This window comes from Haloarcula pelagica, assembly GCF_030127105.1.
Taxonomy (GTDB): domain Archaea; phylum Halobacteriota; class Halobacteria; order Halobacteriales; family Haloarculaceae; genus Haloarcula; species Haloarcula pelagica.
Map to the genome: position 1 here is coordinate 2,708,334 of NZ_CP126161.1, position 24,397 is coordinate 2,732,730.

Annotated in this window: 31 protein-coding genes and 1 tRNA gene; 17 read left to right on the forward strand and 15 right to left on the reverse strand. The window is 67.3% G+C overall.

Annotated elements, in window-relative coordinates; all coding sequences use genetic code 11:
* Position 1: 1 nt before the first annotated feature.
* The 4 genes from pstB to P1L40_RS14295 all read right to left on the reverse strand — a co-directional run bounded on the left by pstB (position 2) and on the right by P1L40_RS14295 (position 4,653).
* Positions 2 to 871 carry a phosphate ABC transporter ATP-binding protein PstB gene (gene pstB, locus P1L40_RS14280; protein WP_284007957.1) on the reverse strand — a complete coding sequence of 290 codons (870 nt, stop codon included), beginning with the start codon at positions 869 to 871 and terminating at the stop codon, positions 2 to 4.
* The gene (pstA, locus tag P1L40_RS14285) at positions 871 to 2,517 is read right to left on the reverse strand and encodes a phosphate ABC transporter permease PstA (protein ID WP_284007958.1); all 1,647 of its coding nucleotides are present in this window, start codon (positions 2,515 to 2,517) and stop codon (positions 871 to 873) included. The genes pstB and pstA overlap by 1 nt, the downstream gene beginning before the upstream one ends.
* Complete coding sequence (pstC, locus tag P1L40_RS14290) at positions 2,517 to 3,527, reverse strand: phosphate ABC transporter permease subunit PstC (RefSeq protein WP_284007960.1); 1,011 nt, start codon at positions 3,525 to 3,527, stop codon at positions 2,517 to 2,519. Before pstC ends, pstA begins: the two co-directional genes overlap by 1 nt.
* A 109-nt stretch (positions 3,528 to 3,636) precedes the next feature.
* Positions 3,637 to 4,653 carry a PstS family phosphate ABC transporter substrate-binding protein gene (locus P1L40_RS14295; protein ID WP_284007962.1) on the reverse strand — a complete coding sequence of 339 codons (1,017 nt, stop codon included), beginning with the start codon at positions 4,651 to 4,653 and terminating at the stop codon, positions 3,637 to 3,639.
* A 317-nt stretch (positions 4,654 to 4,970) separates the two neighbouring features.
* Here P1L40_RS14295 and P1L40_RS14300 point away from each other — a divergent pair, with 317 nt between their 5' ends.
* Positions 4,971 to 5,969, forward strand: a complete 999-nt coding sequence (locus tag P1L40_RS14300; protein WP_284007964.1) for a PhoU domain-containing protein — start codon at positions 4,971 to 4,973, stop codon at positions 5,967 to 5,969.
* Here P1L40_RS14300 and ppk1 read toward each other — a convergent pair.
* The 3 genes from ppk1 to P1L40_RS14315 form a co-directional block, all read right to left on the reverse strand.
* Positions 5,966 to 8,374: a polyphosphate kinase 1 gene (gene ppk1, locus P1L40_RS14305; protein ID WP_284007965.1), complete on the reverse strand. Its 2,409-nt coding sequence runs from the start codon at positions 8,372 to 8,374 to the stop codon at positions 5,966 to 5,968. The two genes, P1L40_RS14300 and ppk1, sit on opposite strands and share 4 nt — an antisense overlap.
* A complete protein-coding gene (locus P1L40_RS14310; RefSeq protein ID WP_284007967.1) occupies positions 8,374 to 9,081 on the reverse strand; it encodes a metallophosphoesterase family protein in 708 nt (235 codons plus the stop codon). The genes ppk1 and P1L40_RS14310 overlap by 1 nt, the downstream gene beginning before the upstream one ends.
* A gap of 145 nt (positions 9,082 to 9,226) precedes the next feature.
* On the reverse strand, positions 9,227 to 9,598 hold the full coding sequence (locus P1L40_RS14315; RefSeq protein ID WP_284007969.1) for a 30S ribosomal protein S8e: 372 nt from the start codon (positions 9,596 to 9,598) through the stop codon (positions 9,227 to 9,229).
* A gap of 90 nt (positions 9,599 to 9,688) precedes the next feature.
* Between P1L40_RS14315 and P1L40_RS14320 the strand changes: the two genes are divergently transcribed.
* Together P1L40_RS14320 and P1L40_RS14325 are read left to right on the forward strand one after the other, a co-directional pair.
* The gene (locus tag P1L40_RS14320; protein ID WP_284007970.1) at positions 9,689 to 10,129 is read left to right on the forward strand and encodes a DUF2240 family protein; all 441 of its coding nucleotides are present in this window, start codon (positions 9,689 to 9,691) and stop codon (positions 10,127 to 10,129) included.
* Entirely contained in the window at positions 10,129 to 10,491 is a 363-nt protein-coding gene (locus P1L40_RS14325) for a DUF7993 family protein (protein ID WP_284007972.1), read from the forward strand. The genes P1L40_RS14320 and P1L40_RS14325 overlap by 1 nt, the downstream gene beginning before the upstream one ends.
* Here the strand turns inward: P1L40_RS14325 and P1L40_RS14330 are convergent.
* Positions 10,488 to 10,967 (reverse strand): hypothetical protein, encoded by a 480-nt coding sequence (locus P1L40_RS14330; RefSeq protein WP_284007973.1) that lies wholly within the window; start codon positions 10,965 to 10,967, stop codon positions 10,488 to 10,490. The two genes, P1L40_RS14325 and P1L40_RS14330, sit on opposite strands and share 4 nt — an antisense overlap.
* A gap of 107 nt (positions 10,968 to 11,074) precedes the next feature.
* Here P1L40_RS14330 and pyrF point away from each other — a divergent pair, with 107 nt between their 5' ends.
* Entirely contained in the window at positions 11,075 to 11,902 is an 828-nt protein-coding gene (gene pyrF, locus P1L40_RS14335; protein WP_284007975.1) for an orotidine-5'-phosphate decarboxylase, read from the forward strand.
* Here pyrF and P1L40_RS14340 read toward each other — a convergent pair.
* Positions 11,899 to 12,099 carry a hypothetical protein gene (locus P1L40_RS14340; protein WP_284007977.1) on the reverse strand — a complete coding sequence of 67 codons (201 nt, stop codon included), beginning with the start codon at positions 12,097 to 12,099 and terminating at the stop codon, positions 11,899 to 11,901. The two genes, pyrF and P1L40_RS14340, sit on opposite strands and share 4 nt — an antisense overlap.
* 87 nt (positions 12,100 to 12,186) lie before the next feature.
* Between P1L40_RS14340 and P1L40_RS14345 the strand changes: the two genes are divergently transcribed.
* From P1L40_RS14345 to P1L40_RS14360, 4 genes are all read left to right on the forward strand, one after another.
* Complete coding sequence (locus P1L40_RS14345) at positions 12,187 to 12,774, forward strand: J domain-containing protein (RefSeq protein WP_284007979.1); 588 nt, start codon at positions 12,187 to 12,189, stop codon at positions 12,772 to 12,774.
* A 40-nt stretch (positions 12,775 to 12,814) separates the two neighbouring features.
* A complete protein-coding gene (locus P1L40_RS14350; protein WP_284007980.1) occupies positions 12,815 to 13,498 on the forward strand; it encodes a phosphoglycolate phosphatase in 684 nt (227 codons plus the stop codon).
* Between the two features lie 131 nt (positions 13,499 to 13,629).
* On the forward strand, positions 13,630 to 13,758 hold the full coding sequence (locus P1L40_RS14355; RefSeq protein WP_284007982.1) for a hypothetical protein: 129 nt from the start codon (positions 13,630 to 13,632) through the stop codon (positions 13,756 to 13,758).
* Between the two features lie 114 nt (positions 13,759 to 13,872).
* Positions 13,873 to 15,519, forward strand: a complete 1,647-nt coding sequence (locus P1L40_RS14360) for a GTPBP1 family GTP-binding protein (protein WP_284007983.1) — start codon at positions 13,873 to 13,875, stop codon at positions 15,517 to 15,519.
* On the opposite strand, the gene P1L40_RS23410 is transcribed toward P1L40_RS14360, so the two are convergent.
* A complete protein-coding gene (locus tag P1L40_RS23410; RefSeq protein WP_336402188.1) occupies positions 15,520 to 15,720 on the reverse strand; it encodes a helix-turn-helix domain-containing protein in 201 nt (66 codons plus the stop codon).
* A 296-nt stretch (positions 15,721 to 16,016) separates the two neighbouring features.
* Here P1L40_RS23410 and P1L40_RS23570 point away from each other — a divergent pair, with 296 nt between their 5' ends.
* The 3 genes from P1L40_RS23570 (at position 16,017) to P1L40_RS14380 (ending at position 18,000) form a co-directional block, all read left to right on the forward strand.
* The gene (locus tag P1L40_RS23570; protein WP_419181183.1) at positions 16,017 to 16,241 is read left to right on the forward strand and encodes a hypothetical protein; all 225 of its coding nucleotides are present in this window, start codon (positions 16,017 to 16,019) and stop codon (positions 16,239 to 16,241) included.
* Positions 16,242 to 16,265: 24 nt separating this feature from the next.
* Positions 16,266 to 17,249, forward strand: a complete 984-nt coding sequence (locus tag P1L40_RS14375; protein ID WP_284007985.1) for an NAD-dependent epimerase/dehydratase family protein — start codon at positions 16,266 to 16,268, stop codon at positions 17,247 to 17,249.
* A 136-nt stretch (positions 17,250 to 17,385) separates the two neighbouring features.
* Positions 17,386 to 18,000 carry an NAD(P)-dependent oxidoreductase gene (locus P1L40_RS14380; protein WP_284007988.1) on the forward strand — a complete coding sequence of 205 codons (615 nt, stop codon included), beginning with the start codon at positions 17,386 to 17,388 and terminating at the stop codon, positions 17,998 to 18,000.
* On the opposite strand, the gene mch is transcribed toward P1L40_RS14380, so the two are convergent.
* The 5 genes from mch to P1L40_RS14405 form a co-directional block, all read right to left on the reverse strand.
* Positions 17,994 to 18,935: a methenyltetrahydromethanopterin cyclohydrolase gene (gene mch, locus P1L40_RS14385; RefSeq protein WP_284007990.1), complete on the reverse strand. Its 942-nt coding sequence runs from the start codon at positions 18,933 to 18,935 to the stop codon at positions 17,994 to 17,996. The genes P1L40_RS14380 and mch overlap by 7 nt on opposite strands.
* 49 nt (positions 18,936 to 18,984) lie before the next feature.
* Entirely contained in the window at positions 18,985 to 19,113 is a 129-nt protein-coding gene (locus P1L40_RS14390; protein WP_284007992.1) for a hypothetical protein, read from the reverse strand.
* Between the two features lie 76 nt (positions 19,114 to 19,189).
* A complete protein-coding gene (locus P1L40_RS14395) occupies positions 19,190 to 19,513 on the reverse strand; it encodes an MTH1187 family thiamine-binding protein (RefSeq protein WP_284007994.1) in 324 nt (107 codons plus the stop codon).
* Between the two features lie 41 nt (positions 19,514 to 19,554).
* Entirely contained in the window at positions 19,555 to 19,935 is a 381-nt protein-coding gene (locus P1L40_RS14400; RefSeq protein ID WP_284007996.1) for a hypothetical protein, read from the reverse strand.
* Positions 19,936 to 20,018: 83 nt separating this feature from the next.
* Positions 20,019 to 20,089, reverse strand: a tRNA-Gly gene (locus tag P1L40_RS14405).
* A 298-nt stretch (positions 20,090 to 20,387) separates the two neighbouring features.
* Between P1L40_RS14405 and P1L40_RS14410 the strand changes: the two genes are divergently transcribed.
* Genes P1L40_RS14410 through P1L40_RS14435 form a run of 6 tightly spaced genes read left to right on the forward strand, consistent with a single transcriptional unit; the run spans position 20,388 to position 24,396 of the window.
* Positions 20,388 to 21,233, forward strand: a complete 846-nt coding sequence (locus P1L40_RS14410) for an RNA methyltransferase (protein ID WP_284007997.1) — start codon at positions 20,388 to 20,390, stop codon at positions 21,231 to 21,233.
* A gap of 4 nt (positions 21,234 to 21,237) precedes the next feature.
* Positions 21,238 to 22,254 (forward strand): 50S ribosomal protein L3, encoded by a 1,017-nt coding sequence (gene rpl3p, locus P1L40_RS14415; protein WP_284007999.1) that lies wholly within the window; start codon positions 21,238 to 21,240, stop codon positions 22,252 to 22,254.
* Between the two features lie 3 nt (positions 22,255 to 22,257).
* The gene (gene rpl4p / locus P1L40_RS14420; protein ID WP_284008000.1) at positions 22,258 to 22,998 is read left to right on the forward strand and encodes a 50S ribosomal protein L4; all 741 of its coding nucleotides are present in this window, start codon (positions 22,258 to 22,260) and stop codon (positions 22,996 to 22,998) included.
* The gene (locus P1L40_RS14425) at positions 22,995 to 23,252 is read left to right on the forward strand and encodes a 50S ribosomal protein L23 (protein ID WP_284008002.1); all 258 of its coding nucleotides are present in this window, start codon (positions 22,995 to 22,997) and stop codon (positions 23,250 to 23,252) included. The genes rpl4p and P1L40_RS14425 overlap by 4 nt, the downstream gene beginning before the upstream one ends.
* A 2-nt stretch (positions 23,253 to 23,254) precedes the next feature.
* Positions 23,255 to 23,977: a 50S ribosomal protein L2 gene (locus P1L40_RS14430; protein WP_284008004.1), complete on the forward strand. Its 723-nt coding sequence runs from the start codon at positions 23,255 to 23,257 to the stop codon at positions 23,975 to 23,977.
* Positions 23,974 to 24,396, forward strand: coding sequence for a 30S ribosomal protein S19 (locus P1L40_RS14435; protein ID WP_284008006.1), 423 nt, complete (start codon positions 23,974 to 23,976; stop codon positions 24,394 to 24,396). The genes P1L40_RS14430 and P1L40_RS14435 overlap by 4 nt, the downstream gene beginning before the upstream one ends.
* Position 24,397 lies beyond the last annotated feature (1 nt).

Sequence of the window (24,397 nt, forward strand, 5' to 3'; positions counted from 1 at the left end):
CTTATCCGAACTTCCCGGTGATGTAGTCCTCGACGCGCTGGCTCTCGGGGTTCTCGAAGATCTTGTCGGTGTCGTCGAACTCCACGAGTTCGCCGCCGGTGAGGAAGACGGCCGTCTTATCGGAGATCCGGGCCGCCTGCTGCATGTTGTGGGTGACGATGACGACGGTGTACTCCGTCGCCAACTCCTCGATGAGGTCCTCGATCTGTGAGGTGGCGATCGGGTCCAGCGCCGAGGCGGGTTCGTCCATGAGGACGACCTCGGGGTCGACCGCGATGGCGCGAGCGATACAGAGGCGCTGTTGTTGGCCCCCCGAGAGATCAAGCGCCGAGTCGTCAAGCCGGTCTTTGACCTCGTCCCACAGCGCGGCCTTCTTCAGGGATTCCTCGACGACCGCGTCGATGTCGTCGGTCTTGTCCTGGATGCGCAGGCCGTAGGCGACGTTGTCGTAGATGCTCTTGGGGAAGGGGTTGGGATGCTGGAACACCATCCCGATCCGGCGGCGCAGCGCCACGGGGTCGACATCGCCGTCGTAGACGTTCTTGCCTTTGAACGTGAGCTCCCCCTCGACGCGCGCGATGTCGATGAGATCGTTCATACGGTTGATACACCGCAGGAACGTCGATTTCCCACAGCCCGAGGGACCGATCATCGCGGTGACCTGGTTCTCGGGGATCGCCAGATCGATCTCCTGGAGCGCCCGTGTCTCGCCGTAGAAGACATCCAGGTCCCGGGACTCGATGACCGTCGCGGTCGAGGCTGGCTGGCTCCGGGAGGCCTCGTCGAGGCCGCCCGCGCCGGGCTGGGTTTCGACGACGCTGCCGTCGTCTGACTCTACGTCCGTGTCGCTTGCCATGTCCTGTCGTGTCATTAGTTCGCCTCCTGTTGATATTTGTTGCGTACGAGGATCGCGACGGAGTTCATCGTCAGCAGGACGATCAAGAGCGTCACGACCCCGGCCGCGACGACCCCGTACCGGAAGTCAGCAGAGGGCTGGAACGCCCAGGCGTAGATCTGCATCGGCATCGCGGTGAGCTTCCCGAACAGGCCCGACGGGGGCGTGAACTTCGTCGTCGCCACCCCGACCATGATCAGCGGGGCGGTCTCCCCGATCGCCCGGCCCAGGGCCAGGATCGTCCCGGTCAGGATGCCGGGCAGCGATCGCGGCAGGACGACGTTGCGAATCGTCTGCCAGCGGGTCGCGCCCATCCCGTAGGAAGCCTGCCGGAGCGAGTCCGGAACCGACCGGATCGCCTCCTGTGCCGAGATGACGACGATCGGGAGGATGAGCAGGGAGATCGTCATCGACGCGGTCAGCACCGTCCCGACGCCGAACCCGGCGTAGGTCACCGGACCCAGTTGGGCGTTGATGTTGACGAACACGCCCAGGCCGAGCAGGCCGTAGACGACCGAGGGGACGCCCGCCAGATTCGAGATGTTGACGTTGACCATCCGGGTCGTCGCCCCCAGGATACCGTTCGACGGCGCGTACTCTTCGAGGTAGATCGCCGTCCCGACCCCGAAGACGAACGTGAACACGCTGACGAGCGCGATCAGGAACACCGACCCGATGATCGCCGGGTAGAGCCCGGCTTCGGCAGCACTCGTGATCGCCGGGGGACTGGTGACGAACTGCCAGTCGAGCCAGGGCGAGGGCTGGGTCGCGCCGATAGCGCCGACGACCGTCTCGCCCAGTAGGAACCCGACGACCGCGACGACCGGTAGCGCGAATGCCGCCCATCGCTCGCGCTGACGGACGGTGTTCGCGACCGCGAAGCCGACCGGGAGACCGAACATCACGAGGGCGACGAGCCAGACCGAACGGGAGACGACCGGAACCGTGTCGACGACCGGGACCGCGCCGATCGCCAGCACGGGCAGTGTCGCCCCCGCGAGGAGGCTTCGACGACGCCCGACGCCGAGGCGGTCCTCCGCCAGGAAGGCGACGACTCCCGACGCCGGCAGCACGAGCGAGAGGAAGTAGACGCCCGGGCCGCCCAGCATCGCGCCAAGACCCGCCAGCGGGCCCAGCGCCAGGGTGCCGACCACCGGACCGAGGACGACCGCGCCGAGCATCCCCAGGCCGACCCAGGTCGCCCCGCGGTCGTACTGACCGTAGACGAAGAGTCCGAGCGTCGGGCCGACGACGGTCAGGAAGTACGCGAACCAGATCGCCGGCGAGGCGATGATATCGAGGACGATGACGGCCGCGACTGTCAGCATGAGTCCGCCCAGGGTGAGGCTGAACAGTTCGAACGCGCCGGCCGCGACGGCCGGTCGTGCTCTGGCGTACAGTCCGAACCCGAGCAGTGGTATCAAAAGCGTCGCGGTGTAGGTGAGATACCAGCCGACACCGGCGCTGTCCAGTCCCATCGCGTCCCAGAAGACGTACGCGAGCAGAGCGCCCAGCGCGACGATCCCGACGATCGACGCGACGAACGCCACGGTCTTGAAGACGATTCCCTTGATCCGGCTGACCTCGCCGAACTCCGTCGATGTCTGTGTCCCTGTAGCCATTACTCGTAGACCTCCCGGTAGCGACTGGCGACGAGGTTACTGACGACGTTCATCGCCAGGGTGATGACAAACAGCGTGATGCCGATGGCAAACAGCGACTGGTAGGCCGTCGAGCCGCCGGTGATGTCGCCGCCGGCGATCTGGACCATCGAGGCGGTCATCGTCGCCGAACTCTCGGCGTACAGCCCCAGGATGTCGCCGGGCGCCATGTACGGAACGCCGAACGCGGACTTGACCGGGGGGATGTCCGGCGGCTGGGAGCCCGCGGCGACGACGACGGCCATCGTCTCGCCGATCGCCCGCGAGACCGCGAGGATGAACGAGGAAGCGATGCCGGAGACGGCCGCGGGCACGACGATGGTGACCGAGACGTTGAACTTCGTCGCACCCAGCCCGTAGCCGGCCTCCCGCAGCGAGTCGGGGACGGAACTCATGGCGTCCTCGCTGATCGAGGAGACCATCGGGATGATCATGATACCGACCACGATCGAGGCAGACAGCGCGTTGAACAGCCCGAGCGTCGGCAGGCCCAGTCCGAGCGTGCCGTTTACGGCGTTGATGAGGACGTTCAGCGCCGGGGTGATGTAGACGAGCGCGAAGTAGCCGTAGACGACCGTCGGGACGCCTGCGAGGACTTCGAGCATCGGTTTGAGGATCGATCGGGTCCGCTCGCTGGCGTATTCGCTGATGTAGATTGCCGTCAACAGACCGATCGGCAGGGCGAGGACCGCCGCCCCGACGGTGATGAGCATTGTCCCCAGGATCAGCGGGAGGACCCCGAACGCGACCGGCTCCAGGTTCGGCTGGAACGTCGTCCCCGTCAGGAACTCCACGATCGGGTAGGCCGCGAAAAACTCCGTCGCGTCGAGCAACAGGACGGCGATGATGCTCACCGTCGTCAGAATAGATAGCACGGCACAGCCCGCCAGGGCGTATTTATAAGCCGACTCCCGGACCGTCCTGAATCCCCGGTCGCCCGACAGGTCCGGGGTCTGTCCCTCGTTGCTCATCGTGCTCGTTGGCCCCTATATCGGGTCGTGGCAAAAAGGACTCGAAGTGTATCCATAGTTCTATTGTGTCTGTATAGCTGGCTATGATGTTCCGACCGCGGAGGCGGGGCTACTGGACCTCGTCGATGACGCTGTTGAGCGCGTCGAGTTCGGACTGCATCGCCTCCTGTGTCTTCGGGACGTAGCCGATCTCGTCGGCGATCAGCGAGGAGTTGGCGCTCTGTTCGACGTAGTAGCGAGCGAACTCGGCGACGTGTTCCTCCGCCAGCGCGCTCTTTCTCGGGTAGGTAAACAGCGGCCGGGAGAGAGGCTGGTAGGACCCCTCCTTGGCGGTTTCGAGCGAGGGCACCACACAGCCGTCCCCGTTGTCGATGCCGAGGGCTTTGACGGCGTCCGTGTTACCCTGGTAGTAGGCGAACCCGAAGTAGCCGATGCCGTACTGGTCCTGCTGGACGCCCTGGAGAATGATGTTGTCCTGCTCGGTGGCCTCGTAGTCGCTGGTGTGGTTGACTTCCTCGCCGAGGATTGCCTCGTTGAAGTAGTCGAAAGTGCCGGAGGTGTCGGCCGCGCCGAACCGGTTGATCGGCTGGTCGGGCCAGTCGCCGTTCACGTCCGACCACTGCGAGGCGCCGTCGGCCCGCCAGATCTGTCTGAGCTGGTCGGGGGTCATGCAGTCGACCCAGTCGTTCTCGTTGTTGACGATGACCGTCAGCGCGTCGGTCGCGACGTTGATCTCGTGGTACTCGATCCCGTTCTCAGAGCAGAGGTCCTCCTCTTCGCCCTTGATCGGCCGTGAGGCGTTGTTGAAATCCGAGTTCCCCACACAGAAGTGGTTGCTGAAGCCACCACCGGAGCCGGTCGGCGAGACGCTGATGTCGACGCCGCTGTGTTCTTGCTGGAACCGGTTGGCGACGGCGACGGCCACCGGGTACACCGTGCTGCTTCCGGTGATCGTGATTTCGCCCGAGAGCCCGCTCGATCCGGACCCCGAACTCCCACCGTCGCTGCCGCCGTCACCGCTGCCCGAAGGGCCTTCCGTACATCCGGCCAGCGCGAGGGCGCCGGCGGCGCCAGTACTTGTCAGGAAGCCACGACGCGAGATTCCGCGGGTCGGTGAGTCCGTCATCACCACTACGGAGACTATGGGTGAGTAAGTACGCTACTATGATTACTATACTTCGGTACCCACTCTATATATTACTAAATAGGAAAAATTCTCGTATGTACCACTAATTCCTCGCTCATACTCCGTTTCCGAGTGAATCACCGCCTTACAGTGGGTTTTGGGCGTCGGTCCCAGATCGACCCGCTCTCAGGGTGCGAAAACGGCTAATAACGTCGGATACGGAACTCTCGGGCGTCAAATCGGACTATTTACCCGACAAAGATGTAGTATATAGATTGGGATGGGTTTATGGTCCCTTAGTGTCGATACCGAGGTACATGGAGACACGCAAGGTGCAGGTGACCGGCGGTTCGACGTACACCGTCTCGCTTCCGAAAGACTGGGCGACCGACAACGGCGTCAGCGCGGGCAGCGTCGTCGAGTTCCACGCCGAGGACGACTTGCTGTTGCTGGCACCACAGCGTGACGACGACCGCGTCGAGGGCTCGCTCGATGTCAGCGGTCTGGACAACCGTCACGAACTCACCCGGGCGGTGATGACGATGTACGTCAGCGGCTTCGACGTAATCAGACTGGAGGCAAACCGGATCACGGCCGACCAGCGCCGGATCGTCCGGGACGCGACACAGGGGCTCGTGGGCCTGGAAGTGATCGAGGAGACGACCGACCGGGTCGTCCTCCAGGACCTCCTCGATTCCTCGGAGCTGTCGGTCCACAACGCGATCACGCGGATGCGCCTGGTCTCGCTGACGATGCTGTCCGACGCCGTCGAGGCACTCATCGAGGACGACGACGACCTCGCACAGGACATCATCCAGCGCGACGACGATGTCGACCGGCTCTGGTATATGGTCTCACGCGTGTTCCGGACCGTCCTGCGGAACCCCACGGCGGCAAACGAGATCGGCTTCCCGCGCGAGACGGTGTTCGACTACCAGTCGAGCGCCCGCCAGCTAGAGCGCATCGCCGACCACGCCACGAAGATCGCCGGCCTCTCACGGGAGATCGGCGAGGTCACCGGCGAGACGGCCGACCTGCTCCGGGAACTGGAGGCGGAGGCGACGAAAGTCTCCGAGACGGCGATGGACGCGCTCTTGACCGACGACGGCGACGAAGCCGTCGAACTGGCGAACGACGCCCGCGCTCGCATCCCCGATGTCGACGAGACCGCCCGGGAGGTCGACAGCCAGGTCAGGGAACTGGACCCACAGAGCGCACAGATCCTCGGCCGGGTCGTCGACTCGCTGTCACGCACCGCCGACTACGGCGGCAACATCGCCGAGAGCGCCCTGCAGAAGGCCGCGCCGCGCCCCTAGTCGTAGAACCGTTCGAGCGCGTCGACCGCGCCCGCCTCGCTCTCGTAGTACCGGCGATCCCCGTCGGGTGTCCGGACCGCGTACGCGTACGTGTCGCTGTCGGGGCGGTACCAGCGGTCCGCGTGTCTGTCCAAGGCTCGTTGACCACCGTCCGCGGCGGAGGGCATGTCGGTACGGGACGGGAGCGTCTCGCCGTCGACGAGCAGGTCGCCCTCGACTGGGTAATCGCTGGGGATCCCGGTCGTTACGTCGTCGTTCCGGGTTGCTTTCAGCGCCTCGCGCATCAGGATCGCCTGCGTGTTGACGACCGGTTCGCCGTCGTCGGGGTACTGCTGGTCGTAGCTCCCATCGGCGTTCATCGTCCAGCGCTTGCGGTTGTCCGAGAGCAACAGTTCGAGGACGAACTTCAACTGTCGCCGGAGCACCGGGTCCTCGACCGGCGTGACCGCTTCGACCCGGTTGTCGAGGTTGCGGCTCATCCAGTCGGCGCTGCCGACGTAGTACTCCGGCGTGCCGCCGCCCGTGATCGACTCACCGGGTGGGGCCGCCCCGTTCCGGAAGTAGAAGATCCGGGAGTGTTCGAGGAAGCGACCGACGACAGAGTGGACGGTGACGTTCTCGCTGACAGCGAGTCCCGGCCGGAGTCGACAGATGTCCCGCACGATCAGGTCGATGTCGACGCCGGCCATCGACGCGCGGTAGAGTTCTTCGACCATCTTCGGGTCCTCTAACCCGTTGACCTTGACGACGATCCGTGCCGGGCGGCCGGCCTGTGCATGCCGGGCCTCCCGGCGGATACATCGGGTGAACTCCCGGCGCATCGTGACCGGCGCGACAAGCAGTTTCCGGAACTCTTCGTCGAGCCCGGGACCGGTAAAGGAGTTGAACAGCGTCACGAGGTCCTGACCGATGTCGCGGTCGGCGGTCAGCAGTCCCAGATCGACGTACCCTTTCGCCGTCTCGGAGTGGTAGTTACCGGTGCCGACGTGGGAGTACAGTTCGACGCTGTCGCCCTCCTCGCGGACGACCAGGGCCGTCTTGGTGTGAGTCTTCAGCCCGATGGTCCCGTAGGCGACGTGGATGCCGTTCTCCTCCAGGCGGCGGACCCACTCGAGGTTGTTCTGCTCGTCGAAGCGGGCCTTCAGTTCGACCATCACCGCCACCTGCTTGCCGTTCTCGGCGGCGTCGATCAGCGACTGGATAACCTGGGAGTCGCTCGCGGTCCGGTAGATGGCCGCCTTCACCGCGAGCACGTCGGGGTCGCTGGCGGCCTCCGAGAGGAACCGCTGGACGGTGGTCCCGAAGTCGTGATAGGGGTGGTGCAGGAGGATGTCGCCGCCGTCGATGTGCTCGAAGATGTGGTCCTCGGTGTCGTCCCGGTCGAACGTCGATCCCCCCGGATCGTCCAGCCGTGGATGGGGCTGTGGCGTCCAGGCGTCGAGCTGTAACTCCTCGCGGTCGAGGTCGGTCAGCGCCATGAACTCACGGTAGTCAAGCGGGCCGGCGAGGTCGTAGATCTCCCGCTCGTCGAGGTCGAGTTGTTGCGTGAGCGTCCGCCGGATCCGCGGGTGGGCGTCCTGTGCGATCTCCATGCGCACGACCGTCGCGAACCGGCGCTGTTCGAGGACCTCCTCGATCATCTCGATGAGGTCCTCGGCGACCTCCTCGTCCCGGCGGACCTCGGCGTTGCGGGTCAACCGGAACAGCGCCGCGTCGACGATGTCGACGTTCGGCAACAACAGGTCGAGGTTCCGTTCGATGATCTCCTCGACGAGGACGTACCGGCTGTCGTCGCCGACCTGGACCAGCCGCGGCCGGTTGGGCGGGATCTTCACCCGGGTGAACGTCGGCTCATCGGTGTCGGGCGAGCGAGTCAACACGGCCAGCGACAGCGACCGGTTCGAGATGAACGGGAACGGGTGGGCGGGGTCGAACGACAGGGGTGTCAGCGTCGGCAACACCGACTCCTCGAAGTACTCCCGCATCCGGGCCTGCTCGTCGGCGGTCAGCTCGTCGTAGTCGTGGATGTGGATGCCGGCGTCGGCCAGTGCCGGCCGGAGCATCGACTGGTAGCAGTCGGCCTGTTTCGCCAGCATCGGGCCGAGCGTCTCGTGGACCTCGGCCCACTGTTCCCGTGGCGTGCGGCCGTCGGCCGTCGCCTCGGTGACGCCGGCTTCGATCTGCTGTTTCAGCCCGCCGACCCGTTTCATCACGAACTCGTCTATGTTCCGGGTGACGATCGAGAGAAAGCGAACCCGCTCCAGCAGCGGGTTCCGGTCGTCCAGCGCCTCGTGCATGACCCGCCGCTGGAAGGAGAGTTCGCTCAGCTCTCGGTTCAGGTACAGCGAGGGGTCCCGGAGGTCCACGTCCCGGTCGGGCTCGTACGGCGGTGGTAGCTCGGTCATCACTGGGGGGCCGGATGGAGCCGTGGCTCGACGATACTGTCGCTGGACCGCTCCTCGTAGGTCTCCGGCGGGTCGACGGCGATCAGTTCGTCGGCGGCGGTGTCGTAGGCGGTCAACTGGCCGCCGTAGACACAGCCGGTGTCGAGCCCGACTGCCCAGTCGGTGACGAACGGTTCGGCGAGCACGGTGTGGCCGAAGAAGACTCGGGGGGCCTCGCGGCGCGTCTCGAACCAGTACGGCCGGTCGTAGCTCCCGTCGGGGACGAGCGACCGGTTGTTCAGCAGTTCCGTGAGGCTGTGGTCGGTGACCGGCTTTCGGTGGTCGATCCCGCCGTGGACGACGACGGTGTCGTCCCAGGAGAGCATCACGGGCAGGGACTCGACGGAGGCCAGGTCGCCCTCGGTGAGCGCGTCGATGGACTTGCGGCCGTCGATCAGCTTCTGTTCGTTGTTCCCGCGGACGCTCACGAGGGTGTCGCGCTCGCGGACCAGATCGAGGACGCCCTTGCTGTCGGGACCTTTCCTGACCAGGTCGCCGACGAAGACGACGAGTTCGTCGGCCGCCGGATCGAGCTCGTCCAGCAGTCGTTCGAGGGTCGCCCGACAGCCGTGCACGTCACCCACGACGTAGATGTTCGCCCACTGCGTGCTGTCGATGCGCCTGTGCTGTGCGTCGATCGCCGGATCGAGTGTCGGAGTCGAGACCATGTGCGAACGTCGCCCGAGGGGGCGCTTGGCCGTAGTTTGCCGGACCGGGCTTAACGGGTTTATAATAGTGATCTATACGGATATATACGGCTACGTTGGGGTCCAGTGGCTACCCGATCGTGAGGACGGTGGAAAACCCGCGGCGTTACTCGACGGCGACGGCGTTGACCTGCCCGTCCTGACCGGGGCGGGAGGTGACACGCGCCTGGCCTTCCGAGGTGTCGATGATGGCGCCCTTGGTGATGATGTTCCGGCGGGCGTAGTTGGGGTTCGAAGGGTTCTCGACGACGTTCTCGATGGTCGCCTCGTGGGTCGTCGCCCCGTCGGCGACGCTCGCGATGTCGGTGGTGACAGCGCGGATCTTCTGGGTGTTGCCCCGGGAGTCGACGACCTTCAGTTTCGGCTCGCCGACCTGGGTCTCGGTGGACTCCGTGCCCAGTTCGTGTTTCTTCTTCTTGTGGTTGGGCCGCCGTCGGCCGCCCGTCCGCTTGCGTGGGGAGCGTCCCTGGTCTTTCATACCTCAGAGATAACCCAGGGTGCACTTGAACCGTTCGATGCCGACTCGGGACCGTAACGGTTAGGCCCGGGCCGGTCCCCGGAGGGAACGATGAGTCTGAAGACGGCCGTCGCCGCCCCGTTCCGACAGCGGGGCACCGACCGGATGGGCGAAAGCGAGTTCGTCGTCGCCCTCTCGCTGGACCGGGACTGGTTCTCGCCGGACCAGGCCAAGACGCTGGTCGACGTGGCCGAGGGCGAGGGGTTCGTCGCCCGGGACGGCGACGACCTCGTCGTCGGGTTCGATCCGGGCGATGTCGACATCCCGGACGGGTTCGTCCCCTCCGAGGACGTGCTCCAGTCCCGGTCGACGTTCGAGCGGTTGCTCGATGCGGTCGTCTCGACGGGTGTCGAGAAGCGGATGGCCGTCGGCGAGATCAACGCGCTCCAGTCCGAGATCGGCGTGACCCTGGAGACGGCGGCGGTCCTGTACGCCCGCCGCGAGGGGATCGATGTCACCGAACTGGCGACACGGGTCCGGGAGGACCTCTGATGGTCGAGGATCGCGTCACCGACGGCAAGCGGATCGGACAGCTCCTGGCCTCGGAACTCACTGGCCTCGACCGTGGGCCGCTGGGCTCGGTGTCGGTCGTCGACGCCGACCCCGATGTCGAACCGACACCCGAGGGTGCGCTCGCCTACCGGCTCACCGCCGGCGAGGCGTCCGTCGGGACGGTCAGTGTGACACCCTCGACGGCGCGCCTGGAGCTTGTGACGACGGTCGACCCGGAACTGCCCGACTACGCCGCCGTCACGGTCGAACAGACCGATTCCGGCACCGTCCTGATCGCACACAGCGGCGCCGCTGTCAAGCAGCTGGTCGACGTGATCGCGGCGACACTGAGGTCCGATTAGGCACGCCCCGGCTCGGCGAGCACCTGTGAGGTCCAGGCGACGAAGCCGGTCAGCACGAGCGCGGAGCCGACGAACGCGAGTCCGGCCGCCGCGAGGACGACCGGCAGCGCGAACCCGATCGGTTGCCCGAGCGCCATCACGATCGGGGCGACGACGATACAGAGCGCACCGGCGGCGACCGCCTGTCGCTGTCTGCGTGTGAGATCGATCCCGAACTGGAACCGACTTCCGGTCGGTTCCGGTGCCGCCAGTCCCAGGCAAAACAGCGGCACGGCGACGAACACGAGCGTCGCAGCGACGGCGTTGGCCCACAGCGCCAGGCGACCGGCCGTCGGCGCTACCGAGAGTCCGGCACCGAGACACAGCAGTACGAAACCGCCCACGAGCCCGACCGGGCGGAGCCGCGGGTTCTCGATCGCCTCCCCGAGATCCGGGAGCGTGTCGGCAACGTGGCCGATGTCCAGAGGACGGTTCATGGGTAAGCTGTTCAGGCAATCTCACATATAGCCGCCCCTCTAGTTATCAGTGTTGATAGCGGCCGGAGAGGGAAACGTTTGTACCCCCACCTCGCGCGAGCGTAGGTATGCAGTTCTTCGACCGCCTCGCCGACCGCATCGACGCCGTCGACAGCGTGGTGTCGGTGGGACTGGACCCCGACCCGGACCGACTCCCCGACGCCGTCGCCGACGCGGACCTCCCGCGGTTCCAGTTCAACCGCCGGATCATCGACGCCACCCACGAACACGCAGCCTGTTACAAACCCAACGCCGCCTTCTACGAGGACGCAGACGGCTGGCGCGCGCTCCGGGAGACCATCGCCTACGCACACGGCAAGGACGTGCCGGTCCTGCTGGACGCCAAACGGGGCGATATCGGCAACACCGCCCGCCAGTACGCCCGTATTCTGGACGACGACGAGGGGCCTGCCGCCGACGCCATCACTGTCAACCCGTTCCTCGGACGGGACTCCCTGGAGCCGTTCCTCCAGCGCGAGGACAAGGGCGTGTTCGTCCTCGGTCGGACCTCAAACCCCGGCGGCGCGGACCTCCAGAACCTCGAACTGGCGTCGGGGGAACCGCTGTACGAACGGGTCGTCCACCTGGCGGACCTCTGGAACGACAACGGCAACGTCGGCCTCGTCGTGGGCGCGACCGCGCCCGAAGAACTGGAGTCGATCCGCGAACTCGTCCCGGACATCCCGTTTCTCGTCCCTGGCGTCGGCGCGCAGGGCGGCGACGCCGAGGCGGCCGTCGAACACGGACTGGCCGACGGCGTCGGCCTCGTCAACTCCTCGCGGGGGATCATCTTCGCCGGCGAGGAGGCCGCCGACCGCGGGAACGAGGCGGCGTTCTTCGACGCGGCCGGACAGGCGGCGAAGCGACTCAGCGGCCGACTGAACCAGTACCGCTAGAACCGGTAGGTGTCGACGCCGTCGGGCATGTTCTCGGGGTCGACCCGATCGCCGGGACCGCCGACCTCGCCAGCACACTCGACACACAGCCCCGTCTCGCGGTCCCAGTGGCGATCACAGACGAGTCGGCCACAGCGATCACAGATGTGCTCGACGTTCGGTCGCTCGCAGAGCTCGCAGAGACCGGCGACGCTCATGCGAAGGTGTAGCACGCCGAGGGGCTTGAACCCTCTGGCGAGTCGACAGGCGAGACGCTTACGGTGCTCTGGACCGAACGCCCACGCGTGCAGTACGACCGGCTTATCACGGGTGTCGCTGCGGTGTTCGCCGTCCTGACTGGCGTGCTCACGGTGGTAGGGGTCCTCGTGAATCCGGCGGTGCTCTTCCTGGCGCTGATGTTCGGCGCGTCGACGTACTTCATGTACTACCACGCCAGCGGCAAACTGGCCGCCGGCGTCTACGAGCGCGTCGAACGGCGGGCCGCCGACGGCGGCCGGCGAAACGGCGCCCGACGGGGCGGCTTCGGCGCCGAACCCCGCGAGGAGTGGACCGGGCCGCGGGAGGGACGGAGCGTCCGCGATGTCGCCCAGGAAGCCCGGCGCCGGGCCAGGAACGGGGGTCGGCGACAGCGCCGGCAGCGACAGCAACAGGCCGGTCGACAGCGACAACGTGCACGGCGGGCCCGTCAGACCGACGGCCCCAGTGTCGCGGAGGCGTACAAGCGACTGGACCTCGAACAGGGCGCCGACGAGAGCGCGGTCAAGGCGGCCTACCGCGAGAAGGTCAAGGAGGTCCACCCGGACACCGACTCCGGCACCGAGCGGGAGTTCAAACAGGTCAAGGCGGCCTACGAGCGGCTGACCGACGACTGACATCGCAACGGGGAAACCCGTCCACTACGGAGGGGGAGCCATGTCGTCCGAGACGCCGCCGCTTGCGGTCGATATCGACGGGACGCTGACCGACGACCAGCGCGCGCTCGATCCGCGGGTGATCCCGGTGCTCCGGCACTGGCCCGAGCGAGTCGTCGTCGCCACCGGCAAGGCGATGCCGTTCCCGATCGCACTGTGTGAGTTCCTGGGGATCGGACGGACCGTGATCGCCGAGAACGGCGGCGTGGTCTTCGTCGAGGCGACCGATTCGCTGGAACTGGTCGGCGACAAGGACGCAGCCGACGCCGTGGCGGCCGCCTACCGCGACCGGGGGTACGACCTCGGGTTCGGCGCGGTCGACCTCGCCAACCGCTGGCGCGAGACCGAGGTCGTCGTCCAGATCGACCAGCCCGTCGCGCCCCTGGAGGCGCTGGCCGAGGAACACGGCCTAGTCGTCCTCGATACCGGCTACGCCTACCACGTCACCGATCCCAGCGCGGACAAGGGGACCGGGCTCGACGCGGTCTGTGCACACCTGGACCGCGAGCCCAGCGAATTCCTGGCCGTCGGCGACTCGGAGAACGACGCCCAACTGTTCGACGTTGCCGGGGAGTCCGTCGCAGTGTCGAACGCCGACGCGACAGCCCGCGAACGGGCCGACCGGATCACCGAGGCGAGCTACGCCGACGGCTTCCTCGAGGCGGTCGCGCCCTATCGGGAGTAAGCCCCTGTCGGCGGGCCACGTGGCGGTTCCGGGCTAGCCGATCGGCGAGGCGGCGTGAGCTTCAATGACCTAGTATTCTCCTGTCGGAATTAGAACAACCCTCTTATAGGCCGACCGACTCCGCCTCGGTAATGGCTATCAACCAGTCCACGACCGCCGACGCGTACCGCTGTCCCGATTGCCACGGCGAGATCACGTTCGCCGACGGCACGTGGGGCTGTACCGACTGCACCTACGTTCCGCGACACAGCGCCGACTGACCGAACTGTCGGACGAGCTACTGTGCGTGTTAGACCCATCCCCACCGCTCAATAGCAGGTAGCGGCTCCAAAACCCGGGGAAGGCTTTTATCTCGCCCCCCGCTACGATCGCGCATGAGCCCCGACCGGGCCGTCCTCGAACGCGCGCTTGACCGCGGCGAGGAGGAGGGCGGCAGCGTCGAGTTCAAGGAGCGGCTCACGGAGAATCTCCACCTCTCGGAGGGACGCCTGGAGTCGCTGGCCGCCCAGTTGCGACACCGCGTCCTCTCGGGTGACGGCGAGGCGACCTACGTCGTCGGCGTCACGGACGACGGCGGCCTCGCCGGGATCTCACCGACCGAGTTCTCCGAGTCCATGGACGTGTTGAGTCTGCTGGCCGAGGAGGCCGGCGCCCACATCGAGGAGGTCCAGACGTGGGGTGTCGACGGCGTCGCCGAGGAGACGCCAGCGGCGACCGACGACGCGGACGCTCCCGATGGGATCGTCGGCGTCGCCACTATCCGCGAGGGCGCAGTCCTCGAAGACGACGACCACATCGTCGTCGGTACCGCGGGCCACGTCGACCACGGCAAGTCCACGCTCGTCGGGTCGCTGGTCACGGGCGAAGCCGACGACGGCGAGGGGACGACCCGCGGGTTCCTCGATGTCCAGCCCCACGAGGTCGAGCGGGGTCTCTCCGCGGACCTCTCGTACGGCGTCTACGGCTTCGACGACGACGGGCCGGTCCGGATGGACAACCCCCACCGGAAGACCGACCGGGCCCGCGTCGTCGAGGAGTCGGACCGGCTGGTGAGCTTCGTCGACACCGTCGGCCACGAGCCCTGGCTCCGGACGACGATCCGCGGACTGGTCGGCCAGAAACTCGACTACGGCCTGCTGACGGTCGCGGCCGACGACGGCGTGACCGACACGACTCGCGAGCATCTGGGTATCCTGCTGGCGACGGATCTCCCGACAATCGTCGCGATCACGAAGGCCGACATCGTCACCGAGGAGCGCGCCGCCGAGGTCGAACGCGAGGTCGAACGGGCGCTGCGGGAGGTCGACAAGACGCCCCTTCGGGTCGACCGCCACGGCGTCCGGGCGGCGATCGAGGAGATCTCCGAGACCGTCGTCCCGGTCCTGACGACCAGCGCGGTCACCCAGGCGGGGTTGGACGACCTCGACGCGATGTTCGAGGCGCTCCCGAAGACCACCGGCGAGGTCGGCGAGTTCCGGATGTACATCGACCGGACCTACAACGTCCAGGGCGTCGGCGCGGTCGCCTCGGGCACGATCAAGGCCGGCGAGGTCGAGGCCGGCGACGAACTCCTCTTGGGCCCGATGCAGGACGGGGCCTTCCGCGAGGTCGAAGTCCGCTCGATCGAGATGCACTACCACCGCGTCGACGAGGCCAAGGCCGGCCGCATCGTCGGCATCGCGCTGAAAGGCGTCCGCGAAGCCGACATCGAGCGCGGGATGGTCCTCCTGCCCCGCGACGCCGACCCGACACCGGTCCGGGAGTTCGAGGCCGAGGTGATGGTGTTGAACCACCCGACCCGGATCGGCGACGGCTACGAGCCGGTGATCCACCTCGAAACGATCAGCGAGGCCGGCGTCTTCCACCCCGAGGGCGGCCAGTTGCTCCCCGGCGACGCCGGCCAGACGCGCGTCCGGTTCAAGTTCCGTTCGTATCTGGTCGAGGAGGGCCAGAAGTTCGTCTTCCGCGAGGGCCGCTCGAAGGGCGTCGGGACCGTCACGGACGTGACGCCGGCGGAGTAGTCAGCCGTCAAAGAGCGCGTGGAGGACGCGCGATTCGGCCTTCCGGAGGTGTTCTGCGGCCGTACTCGGTGCACAGTCGAGCGCGTCGGCGACGGCCTCGTGGGTCGCCGTCCGCGGGATGTCGTAGTACCCCAGCGACAGCGCCGCCTCGACGGCCTCGCGCTGGCGGTCGCTGAGGCGCGTCTCGACGGTCGCCGCCAGCCGATCGAGCCCCCCCGATCTGCTCGATCGTCACGTCGATCGGGTCCGGGACGGTGTCGACGGCGGCCTGGAGCGCCTCGTCGGGGCCGAACAGCGAGAACGCCACCGTCCCGTCGGGGTCGTACTCGACAGGGGGGGACGGCGACCAGCGGGCTGGCGGTCACCGGGCCGAACAGGTCCCGCAGCGACTCCGTCGTCGCGTCCTGAACGTAGGCGTAGAACGCATCCTCGTCCGCTCGGACGGTCTCGAAGTCGACGACCTGTGGAACTTCGTCGACCCGGGACACGAACGCGTCGTGGTCGCCGACGACGTAGTGGAGGATGCCGAAGGCTTCGCCCGTGAAGTTCCACTGCAGCGCCGTCGCCCGCTCGACGAACGGGGCGTTCGTCAGCAGGTCGTACATCGGGTGGACGGCGGCTTCGTCGCCGGCCGCGGTGATCCGGACCCGGACGTGTCGCATGGTCGCGTGTCTCGGACTGTCGGTATAAACCCACCAGACGACTCCGGCAGTACCGACTGATGAGTGCCGGGCGAACGGTCTGGTATGCGCGTGTTCGTCACCGGCAGCACCGGCGTGATCGGTCACCGACTCGTGGAGACGCTAGCCGCCCGGGGCCACGACCCCGTCGGACTCGTCCGTGACGACACTGGCGCAGCGACGGTCCGTGAGGCTGGTGGGCGTCCGGTTCGGGGCGACGTGTTGGACGAACCGACGCTCCGGACGGCGATGCCCGACACCGTCGACGCCGCCGTCCACGCGGCGACGAAGCTCCCGACCGACCCGCGCCCGAGTGACGCGGACTGGGCCCTGAACGACCGGGTTCGCCGCGAGGGCGCCCGGAACCTGGTCGCTGCGGCGACCGACGCCGGCGTCGAGCAGGTGCTGTTTCCCAGCGTCGTCTGGCTCGCTCGCCAACCCGACGGGTCGGCGTTCGACGCCACCGACGAGCGCCACCCGACACGGCCCACCCAGTCGGCGGCCGATGTCGAGGACTTCCTGGCCGAAGCGAGCACGGCCCGGGGGTTCGACGCCACGGTCCTCCGTCTCGGGTATCTCTACGCCCACGACTCGGCACACCTCCGTCAGTTCGCCGACGGCCTCCTCGACGGGGACGTACCGATCGTCGGCCGGGGGCTGCTCGGCCGCCGTGACGCACGCCTCTCGATGCTCCACGCTGCCGACGCGGCGACCGCGTTCACGGCGGCCATCGAGAGCGCGCTCGCCGGTACGTACCACGTCGTCGACGACGAACCGGTCACGCTCGCAGCCGTTCTCCGGGCGCTGGCCGAGCGGCTGGACGCTTCGGAACCGGGACGGGTCCCGGCGTGGCTCGCTCGCTGGATCGTCGGTACGGAGACGGTCCGGCTGCTGTCCCGGCCGATGCCGACGACCGCTTCCCGGTTCCGTGACGCGACCGACTGGGCGCCCCGGTATCCGACGTATCGGGCGGGGCTCGACCAGGTCGTCGCGGAGTGGGAGACACAGCAGCAGTTCGGGACGGCCGCCCGGGCCGGAACCGCGGACTGAACCGTGAGCCATCCTCCCGGCGAATCGTCGCCGTCAGCACTGGAAACCCGGTCGTGTGGCCCGTTCGCAGCAGCCACCCGTGCTCAGTTAGGTATCGGCTATTTTACCGTCGCTACCGAATCGTCGGCCGACTAGCATGGATATTCTCCTCTTCGGGGCCACGGGCCGGGCCGGGAGCCGCTTTCTCGAACGCGCCCTGGCTGACGAACACCGCGTGACCGCTTTCGTCCGGGATTCGTCCGGTCTCCCGACCGGTGTGTCCACCATCGAGGGCGATGTCACGGACCCGGAGGCCGTCGCTGCCACAGTCCCCGGCCACGACGCTGTCGTCAGTGCCGTCGGGCCGGCCGACAGCGACGACACCGCCGTTCTGACCGAGGGTGTCGCGAACATCGTCGACGCCATGGAAACGACCGGGGTCGACAGGCTCGTCGCCGTCGGCGCCGCCGGAATCCTCCAGGCGACGCCACAGCATCTCCGACTCGACACGCCGGAGTTTCCGATCCGGTTCCGGGATGTCGCAGCCGCCCACCGGTCCGCCTACGGAACGATCCGGGCCTCCGGGCTGAACTGGACGCTGGTCTGTCCGCCGGTCATGCCCGACGGCGGGCCCACGAACTACTACCGGACGACGACGGCGTACCTGCCCGACGGCGGGCAGTCGGTGTCGTCGGGCGACGTGGCCGCGTGTGTCTACGACGTGCTGGCCGAGGACAGCCACCACGGTGAGCGGGTCGGAATCGCCTACTGAGTGGCGATACCGAAACTCTCGGCGAGGACGGACTCGCTCGTCGTCCCCACTACGTGCGTGTCGCCGCCGACCACGTCGATCGTCACCTGTGCGGGAGCGAACACCCCGACGGGCAACTCGGTGAAGTCCCAGTCGACAGCCTCGAACACGCCGCCCAGCGGGCGACCGTACTCGCCGGCGGCGACGGAAGCGACCTCGTCGAACCGGTCGAACGACTCGTCGACCGTCAGATGGACTTTTGCGCCGTAGGCCAGCGCGTCGGTCGTCCGGGCCATCGCCGTCTCCTCGTCACCGGCGACCGGCGCCACCGGTGCGCTCGCGTTCGCCGACAGCACGGAGACGGGATCGAAGCCCAGTTCCGAGAGCCGGAACACGGCGAGTTCGGCCGCTCGGGCGGCCGCGACGACGCTCCCCGTGACACTCGCGGTCGCGAACGTCGGCAGGAAGACGGCCGTCTCGGGGACGCCGGTCCGCTCGGCGACGGCCTCGGCGACGCTCTCGTCGGGCAGTTCGTCGGCCTCGACGGCCAGCACGGCGAAGTCGGCCGCCTCGCGATACCCCACCCGTTCGAAGATGTCCTCCTCGGCGACCAGCGCGCGGGCCGGACCGCTGCCCAGCCCCTCGAACTCCGCCGTCGAGAGCTCCCAGCCGCCCTTCTGTGCACACAAAAGCGCCAGTGCCGGATGGTCCGTCGACAGCTCGACGTGTGTCAGGGGCGCGTCGGCGACGGTCCCCATGGTCGACTGGACCGTCGCCAGGCCCGCGGTCTGAATCTCCGCCAGCAAGAGCCCGGCCTCGACGGCACCGGGCACCTCGACACCGAAGTCCAGTACTGCGGCGTCGCCCTCCAAGGCGTGTACGTCGATCGTCAGCTCCTCGGCGAAGTCGATGGCCTCGTCGATGAGTTCGGTGGCCATCCGGTTGAGACTCTCCATGCCGCCAGCCTCGCGGGGGACGGGTAAACAGCTTCCCCTCTCGACGCCGTCAGTCGGCGACGACAAGCTCCGCGGGGCGTTCCTCGACGGGGACGATCTCGCCGTCGGTGGCACCGACGGGAACGATTTCGCTTCCGGGTGCAGGTCGGAGTTGCGGTTTCAGGTCTGTGTCGGTCATCGTCTCCCACGCGGAGAGACGCCGCCGCTCGGGGTAAACCCCGACAACCGTTCTCATGCCCCGGGAACGGCGACCGTCACTCCTCGCTGTCGCTCCGGGCTTCGCGGCCCAACTCCTGTTCGACGGCGTCGACCTTCTCGCTTGCCCGCTGGTCGACGCCCCGCTTGTCGTCGATCTTCAGGAACGTCTCGACGCGGTCGGACTGTGCGCCGACGGCCTCGTGGGCGGCGTGTGCGGCCGCGAACAGCTCCGCGCTGTCGTCGGCCTCGATGATCGTCCCCATCGGCGTCGTCTCGTAGGTCACGTCGAAGTCGTCCAACGCCGCGACGGCGTCGGCGACGTACGGCGCCATGCTCTCTTCGACGACCGGTGCGACCGAGAGGAACCCGATGCAGGTCATATCGGCGAGTCGGGCGCCGTCGGCCTAACGCTGTTGTTCCGTCACTTGGGTCGCTCGACGCCGAGATACGTCTCGTGGGCCTTCCGGACCCGTGCCGGCGAGCGGTACCCCCACCACTCGGCGAACAGCGTCGCGCCGATGAACAGCGCGACGAACACCGCTGCGACCCCCGTCGAGTCCGTCGCGTCGAGCGTATCGAGCGTGCGATGGAACCAGAACAGGTCCACCCAGGGCGATGTCCCGTGGAGCTCTCTGAGTTGCTCGGTCGCGACGGGACTGATCCAGTGGAGGTCCGGGAGCATCGCCCACCCACCGCCGACGAGTGTCAGCGTCCGCGGATACCACGAGGCCGGGACCAACAGCGCGACCACGAGCGTGGTCGCCGCGGCCCCGAACGCGAAGTGGGCGATAGCCATGGACATACAGCGTCGTATGCTCGGCGCGGAGATAAGGGTTCAGACGACCGACGCGACTCGCTGTGCTCGTCGGTTGGCGTCGACAGAAATGCGCTGGCTGGGATTTGAACCCAGGTTGTGACCATGGCAAGGTCACGTGATACCACTACACTACCAGCGCGCACTGCGCCTCTCTGCATCCCAATCTGGCGAGGGTGATAGTAAAAAGCCTTCCGTTTCGCGGGGGAAATCGTGGGGAGTGAGGACATTCGTCTCTCCCTGTGCCGTCCGGATCGTGCGGGTCGATCACGCAGATCGGACTTTCGGAAGCGGCAAGCAACGTGACACCAATTCGTGAGCAAACGGCGTCGATGGACCATGTGAACGCGTCTCAACGCGCGCGTGAAGCGGGGTCTTTTTAAGCCCGGGAAGGAGACGTATCGGCACAGTCTAGTGGCGCGACGTGGAAGCGTCACGGCATGACGACCAGCGTGCTCGTGCCGTCTTCGCTCACACGCGAAGCCGAGGACAAACGCGAGGCGACTCGCAAGCTCGGATACGTGGCCCGCGCGGCCACGGTCTTCCGGGTCGATCGGCTGACCGTCTTCCCCGACCCCGACGGGGCGGGGAAGTTCGAAGACGGGTTCGTCGAAACCGTGTTGCGGTACGCCGCGACGCCGCCACACCTCCGAAAGGAGATGTGGGGCAAGCGGGGCGAACTGGAGTACGTCGGCGTCCTGCCGCCGCTCCGCGTGCGTTCACAGACCGGCTCCGGATCCGAGGGTTCGGGGTCGTTAAGACAGGGAATCGTGACCGAGGTCGGAGCTGATGGGCGCGTACGGGTCAATTGCGGACTGCAACACCCGATCTCCCTCCCCGTTCCAGACGGACTGGACGTGGGCAAGGGGGAGCGCGTGACCGTCAGGGTCTCTTCGCGACGGCCGGTCCGGGCGAAACTCGTCGACGCCCCCACCACAGGGTTCGATGTCGTTTCCGCGGACCTCGATACGGCACTCTCGCGTGACGACGCCGGGCTCACCATCGCGTCATCGCGATACGGTGAGCCGGTCTCGACGGCGCGGCTCGGCCAGGTGGTCGAGCGCCGCGACGCCGCGGGCGGCATGACAGTCGCCTTCGGCGCACCCGAGCGCGGGTTACCGTCGATACTCGACGTGGACCCGGACGCCGCCGGGAGAGACCAGCGAGACGACGACCCAACAGGGTTCGACCTCTGGCTGAATACGGTTCCGAACCAGGGCAGCGAGGTCGTGCGAACGGAAGAAGCACTGTTCGCCTCCCTCGCCTGTCTAACCCTCACGGAGTAAACGAATGCCACAACCAAGCAGACCACGCAAGGGCTCGATGGGCTTTGGCCCGCGCAAGCGCTCGACGAGCGAGACGCCTCGCTTCAACAGCTGGCCCGACGACGACGGCCAGCCGGGCGTCCAGGGGTTCGCCGGCTACAAGGCGGGCATGACACACGTCGTGCTCGTCAACGACGAACCCAACTCCCCCCGCGAGGGGATGGAGGAGACCGTCCCGGTGACGGTCGTCGAGACGCCGCCGATGCGCGCTGTCGCCCTGCGAGCCTACGAAGACACGCCGTACGGGAAGCGTCCGCTGACGGAGGTCTGGACGGATGAGTTCCACGGGGAACTCGACCGCACACTGGACCTGCCGGAGGACCACGACCCGGACGCTGCAGAGGAACAGGTACGAGACGCACTCGAGGCCGGTGACCTGGGCGATATCCGACTGATCACCCACACCGTCCCCGACGATGTCCCGAACGTCCCGAAGAAAAAGCCCGACGTGATGGAGACTCGCGTCGGCGGCGGCTCCATCTCGGACCGCCTGGATCACGCGCTCGACCTCGTCGGAGACGGCGGCGAGCACTCGATGAACGACGTGTTCCGCGCCGGCGAGTACGCCGACGTCGGGGCCGTCACCACCGGGAAAGGGACCCAGGGTCCCGTCAAGCGCTGGGGCGTCCAGAAGCGGAAGGGCAAACACGCCCGGCAGGGCTGGCGCCGACGGATCGGTAACCTCGGTCCGTGGAACCCGTCCCGCGTGCGCTCGACGGTCCCCCAGCAGGGCCAGACCGGCTACCACCAGCGCACCGAACTGAACAAGCGTGTCATCGACATCGGCGAAGGGGACGACCCCAGCGTCGACGGCGGGTTCGTCAACTACGGCGAGGTCGACGGTCACTACACGCTCGTGAAGGGCTCGGTGCCCGGTCCGGACAAGCGACTGGTTCGCTTCCGGCCCGCAGTGCGACCGAACGACCAGCCGCGCCTCGACCCCGAGGTGCGCTACGTCTCCACGGAATCGAACCAGGGATAATCTATGCAGGTAACAGTACACGACCTGGACGGCGACGCCGACGGTGAGGTCGATCTGCCGGCTGTCTTCGAGACGCCGGTCCGGACAGACCTCATCCAGAAGGCAGTACGCGCCGCACAGGCCAACCGGAAACAGGACTACGGCGCCGACGAGTACGCTGGCCTCCGCACGCCGGCCGAGTCGTTCGGTAGCGGCCGCGGCCAGGCACACGTCCCCAAACAGGACGGCCGTGCCCGCCGCGTCCCGCAGGCGGTCAAGGGCCGTTCGGCCCACCCGCCCAAGTCCGAGAAGGACCGCTCGATCGACATCAACGACAAGGAGCGCCAGCTCGCCGTTCGCTCGGCGCTGGCAGCGACCACCGACGCCGAACTCGTCGCCGAGCGCGGCCACGAGTTCGACCGCGACGAGGTGCCCGTCGTCGTCTCCGACGACTTCGAGGACCTCGTCAAGACCCAGGAGGTCGTCTCCCTGCTCGAAGCGCTCGACATCCACGCGGACATCGAGCGCGCGGACGAGACCAAGATCAAGGCCGGACAGGGGAAGATGCGCGGCCGGAAGTACCGCCGCCCCTCTTCGATCCTGTTCGTGACCAGCGAGGAACCGTCGACGGCCGCCCGCAACCTCGCGGGTGTCGACGTGGCGACGGCCGCCGAGGTCAACACGGAAGACCTCGCGCCCGGCGCAGCGCCCGGTCGGCTGACGGTCTTTACCGAGTCCGCACTCGCGGAGGTGGCCGACAGATGAGCTGGGACGTTATCAAGTTCCCCCACGTCACCGAGAAGGCCATGAACGACATGGACTTCCAGAACAAGCTCCAGTTCGTCGTCGACTCCTCGGCTACCAAGACGGATGTCATCGACGCCGTCGAGGACCAGTACGAGGTCGAAGTCGTCGACGTGAACACACAGAACACGATGGACGGCGAGAAGAAGGCCGTCGTTCGCCTCTCCGAGGACGACGACGCCCAGGAAGTCGCCTCCAGAATCGGGGTGTTCTAACCATGGGACGACGAATCCAGGGACAACGACGCGGCCGCGGGACCTCGACGTTCCGAGCGCCCTCGCACCGCTACAAGGCCGATCTCCAGCACCGTAAAGTCGAAGACGGCGACGTTATCGCCGGCACGGTCGTGGACATCGAACACGACCCCGCACGCTCGGCGCCCGTCGCGGCCGTCGAGTTCGAGGACGGCGACCGCCGCCTCGTCCTCGCGCCGGAAGGCGTCGGCGTGGGCGACGAACTGCAGGTCGGCGTCAGCGCCGAGATCGCCCCCGGGAACACGCTCCCGCTCGCGGAGATCCCCGAGGGCGTTCCGGTCTGTAACGTCGAGTCCAGCCCCGGCGACGGCGGGCGCTTCGCCCGCGCGTCGGGTGTCAACGCGACGCTTCTGACCCACGACCGCTCGGTCGCGGTCGTCAAACTCCCCTCCGGGGAGATGAAACGGCTCGATCCGCAGTGCCGTGCCACCGTCGGCGTCGTCGCCGGCGGCGGCCGGACTGACAAGCCGATGGTCAAGGCCGGCAACAAGTATCACAAGATGAAAGCCCGCGGGACCAAGTGGCCGAACGTCCGCGGTGTGGCGATGAACGCCGTCGACCACCCCTTCGGTGGCGGTGGCCGCCAACACCCCGGCAAGCCCAAGTCCGTCTCGCGCGACACGCCGCCGGGCCGTAAAGTCGGGGACATCGCCTCGAAGCGGACCGGCCGAGGTGGAAACGAATGAGTTCGGAGTATCAAATCGGCCACGAGGGTGAGTTCACCTATCGCGGCCACACGCTCGACGAGCTACAGGAGATGGAGCTCGAAGAAGTCGCGGAACTGCTGCCCGCACGCCAGCGGCGAACTATCGAACGCGGCCTGACCGAGGAAAAGCAGAAGCTCCTCGAGAAGGCGCGCGAGGCCGAAGAGGAGGCAACGGCGAACAACCCGATCCGCACGCACCTGCGGGACATGCCGATCGTCCCCGTGATGGTCGGGCTGACCTTCGCCGTCCACAACGGCCAGAGCTTCGAGCGAGTCACCGTCGAGCCGGAGATGCTCGGCCACTACCTCGGTGAGTTCCAGCTCACCCGCACCGATGTCGAACACGGGCAGGCCGGGATCGGGGCGACACGCTCCTCGAAGTTCGTACCGCTCAAGTAAT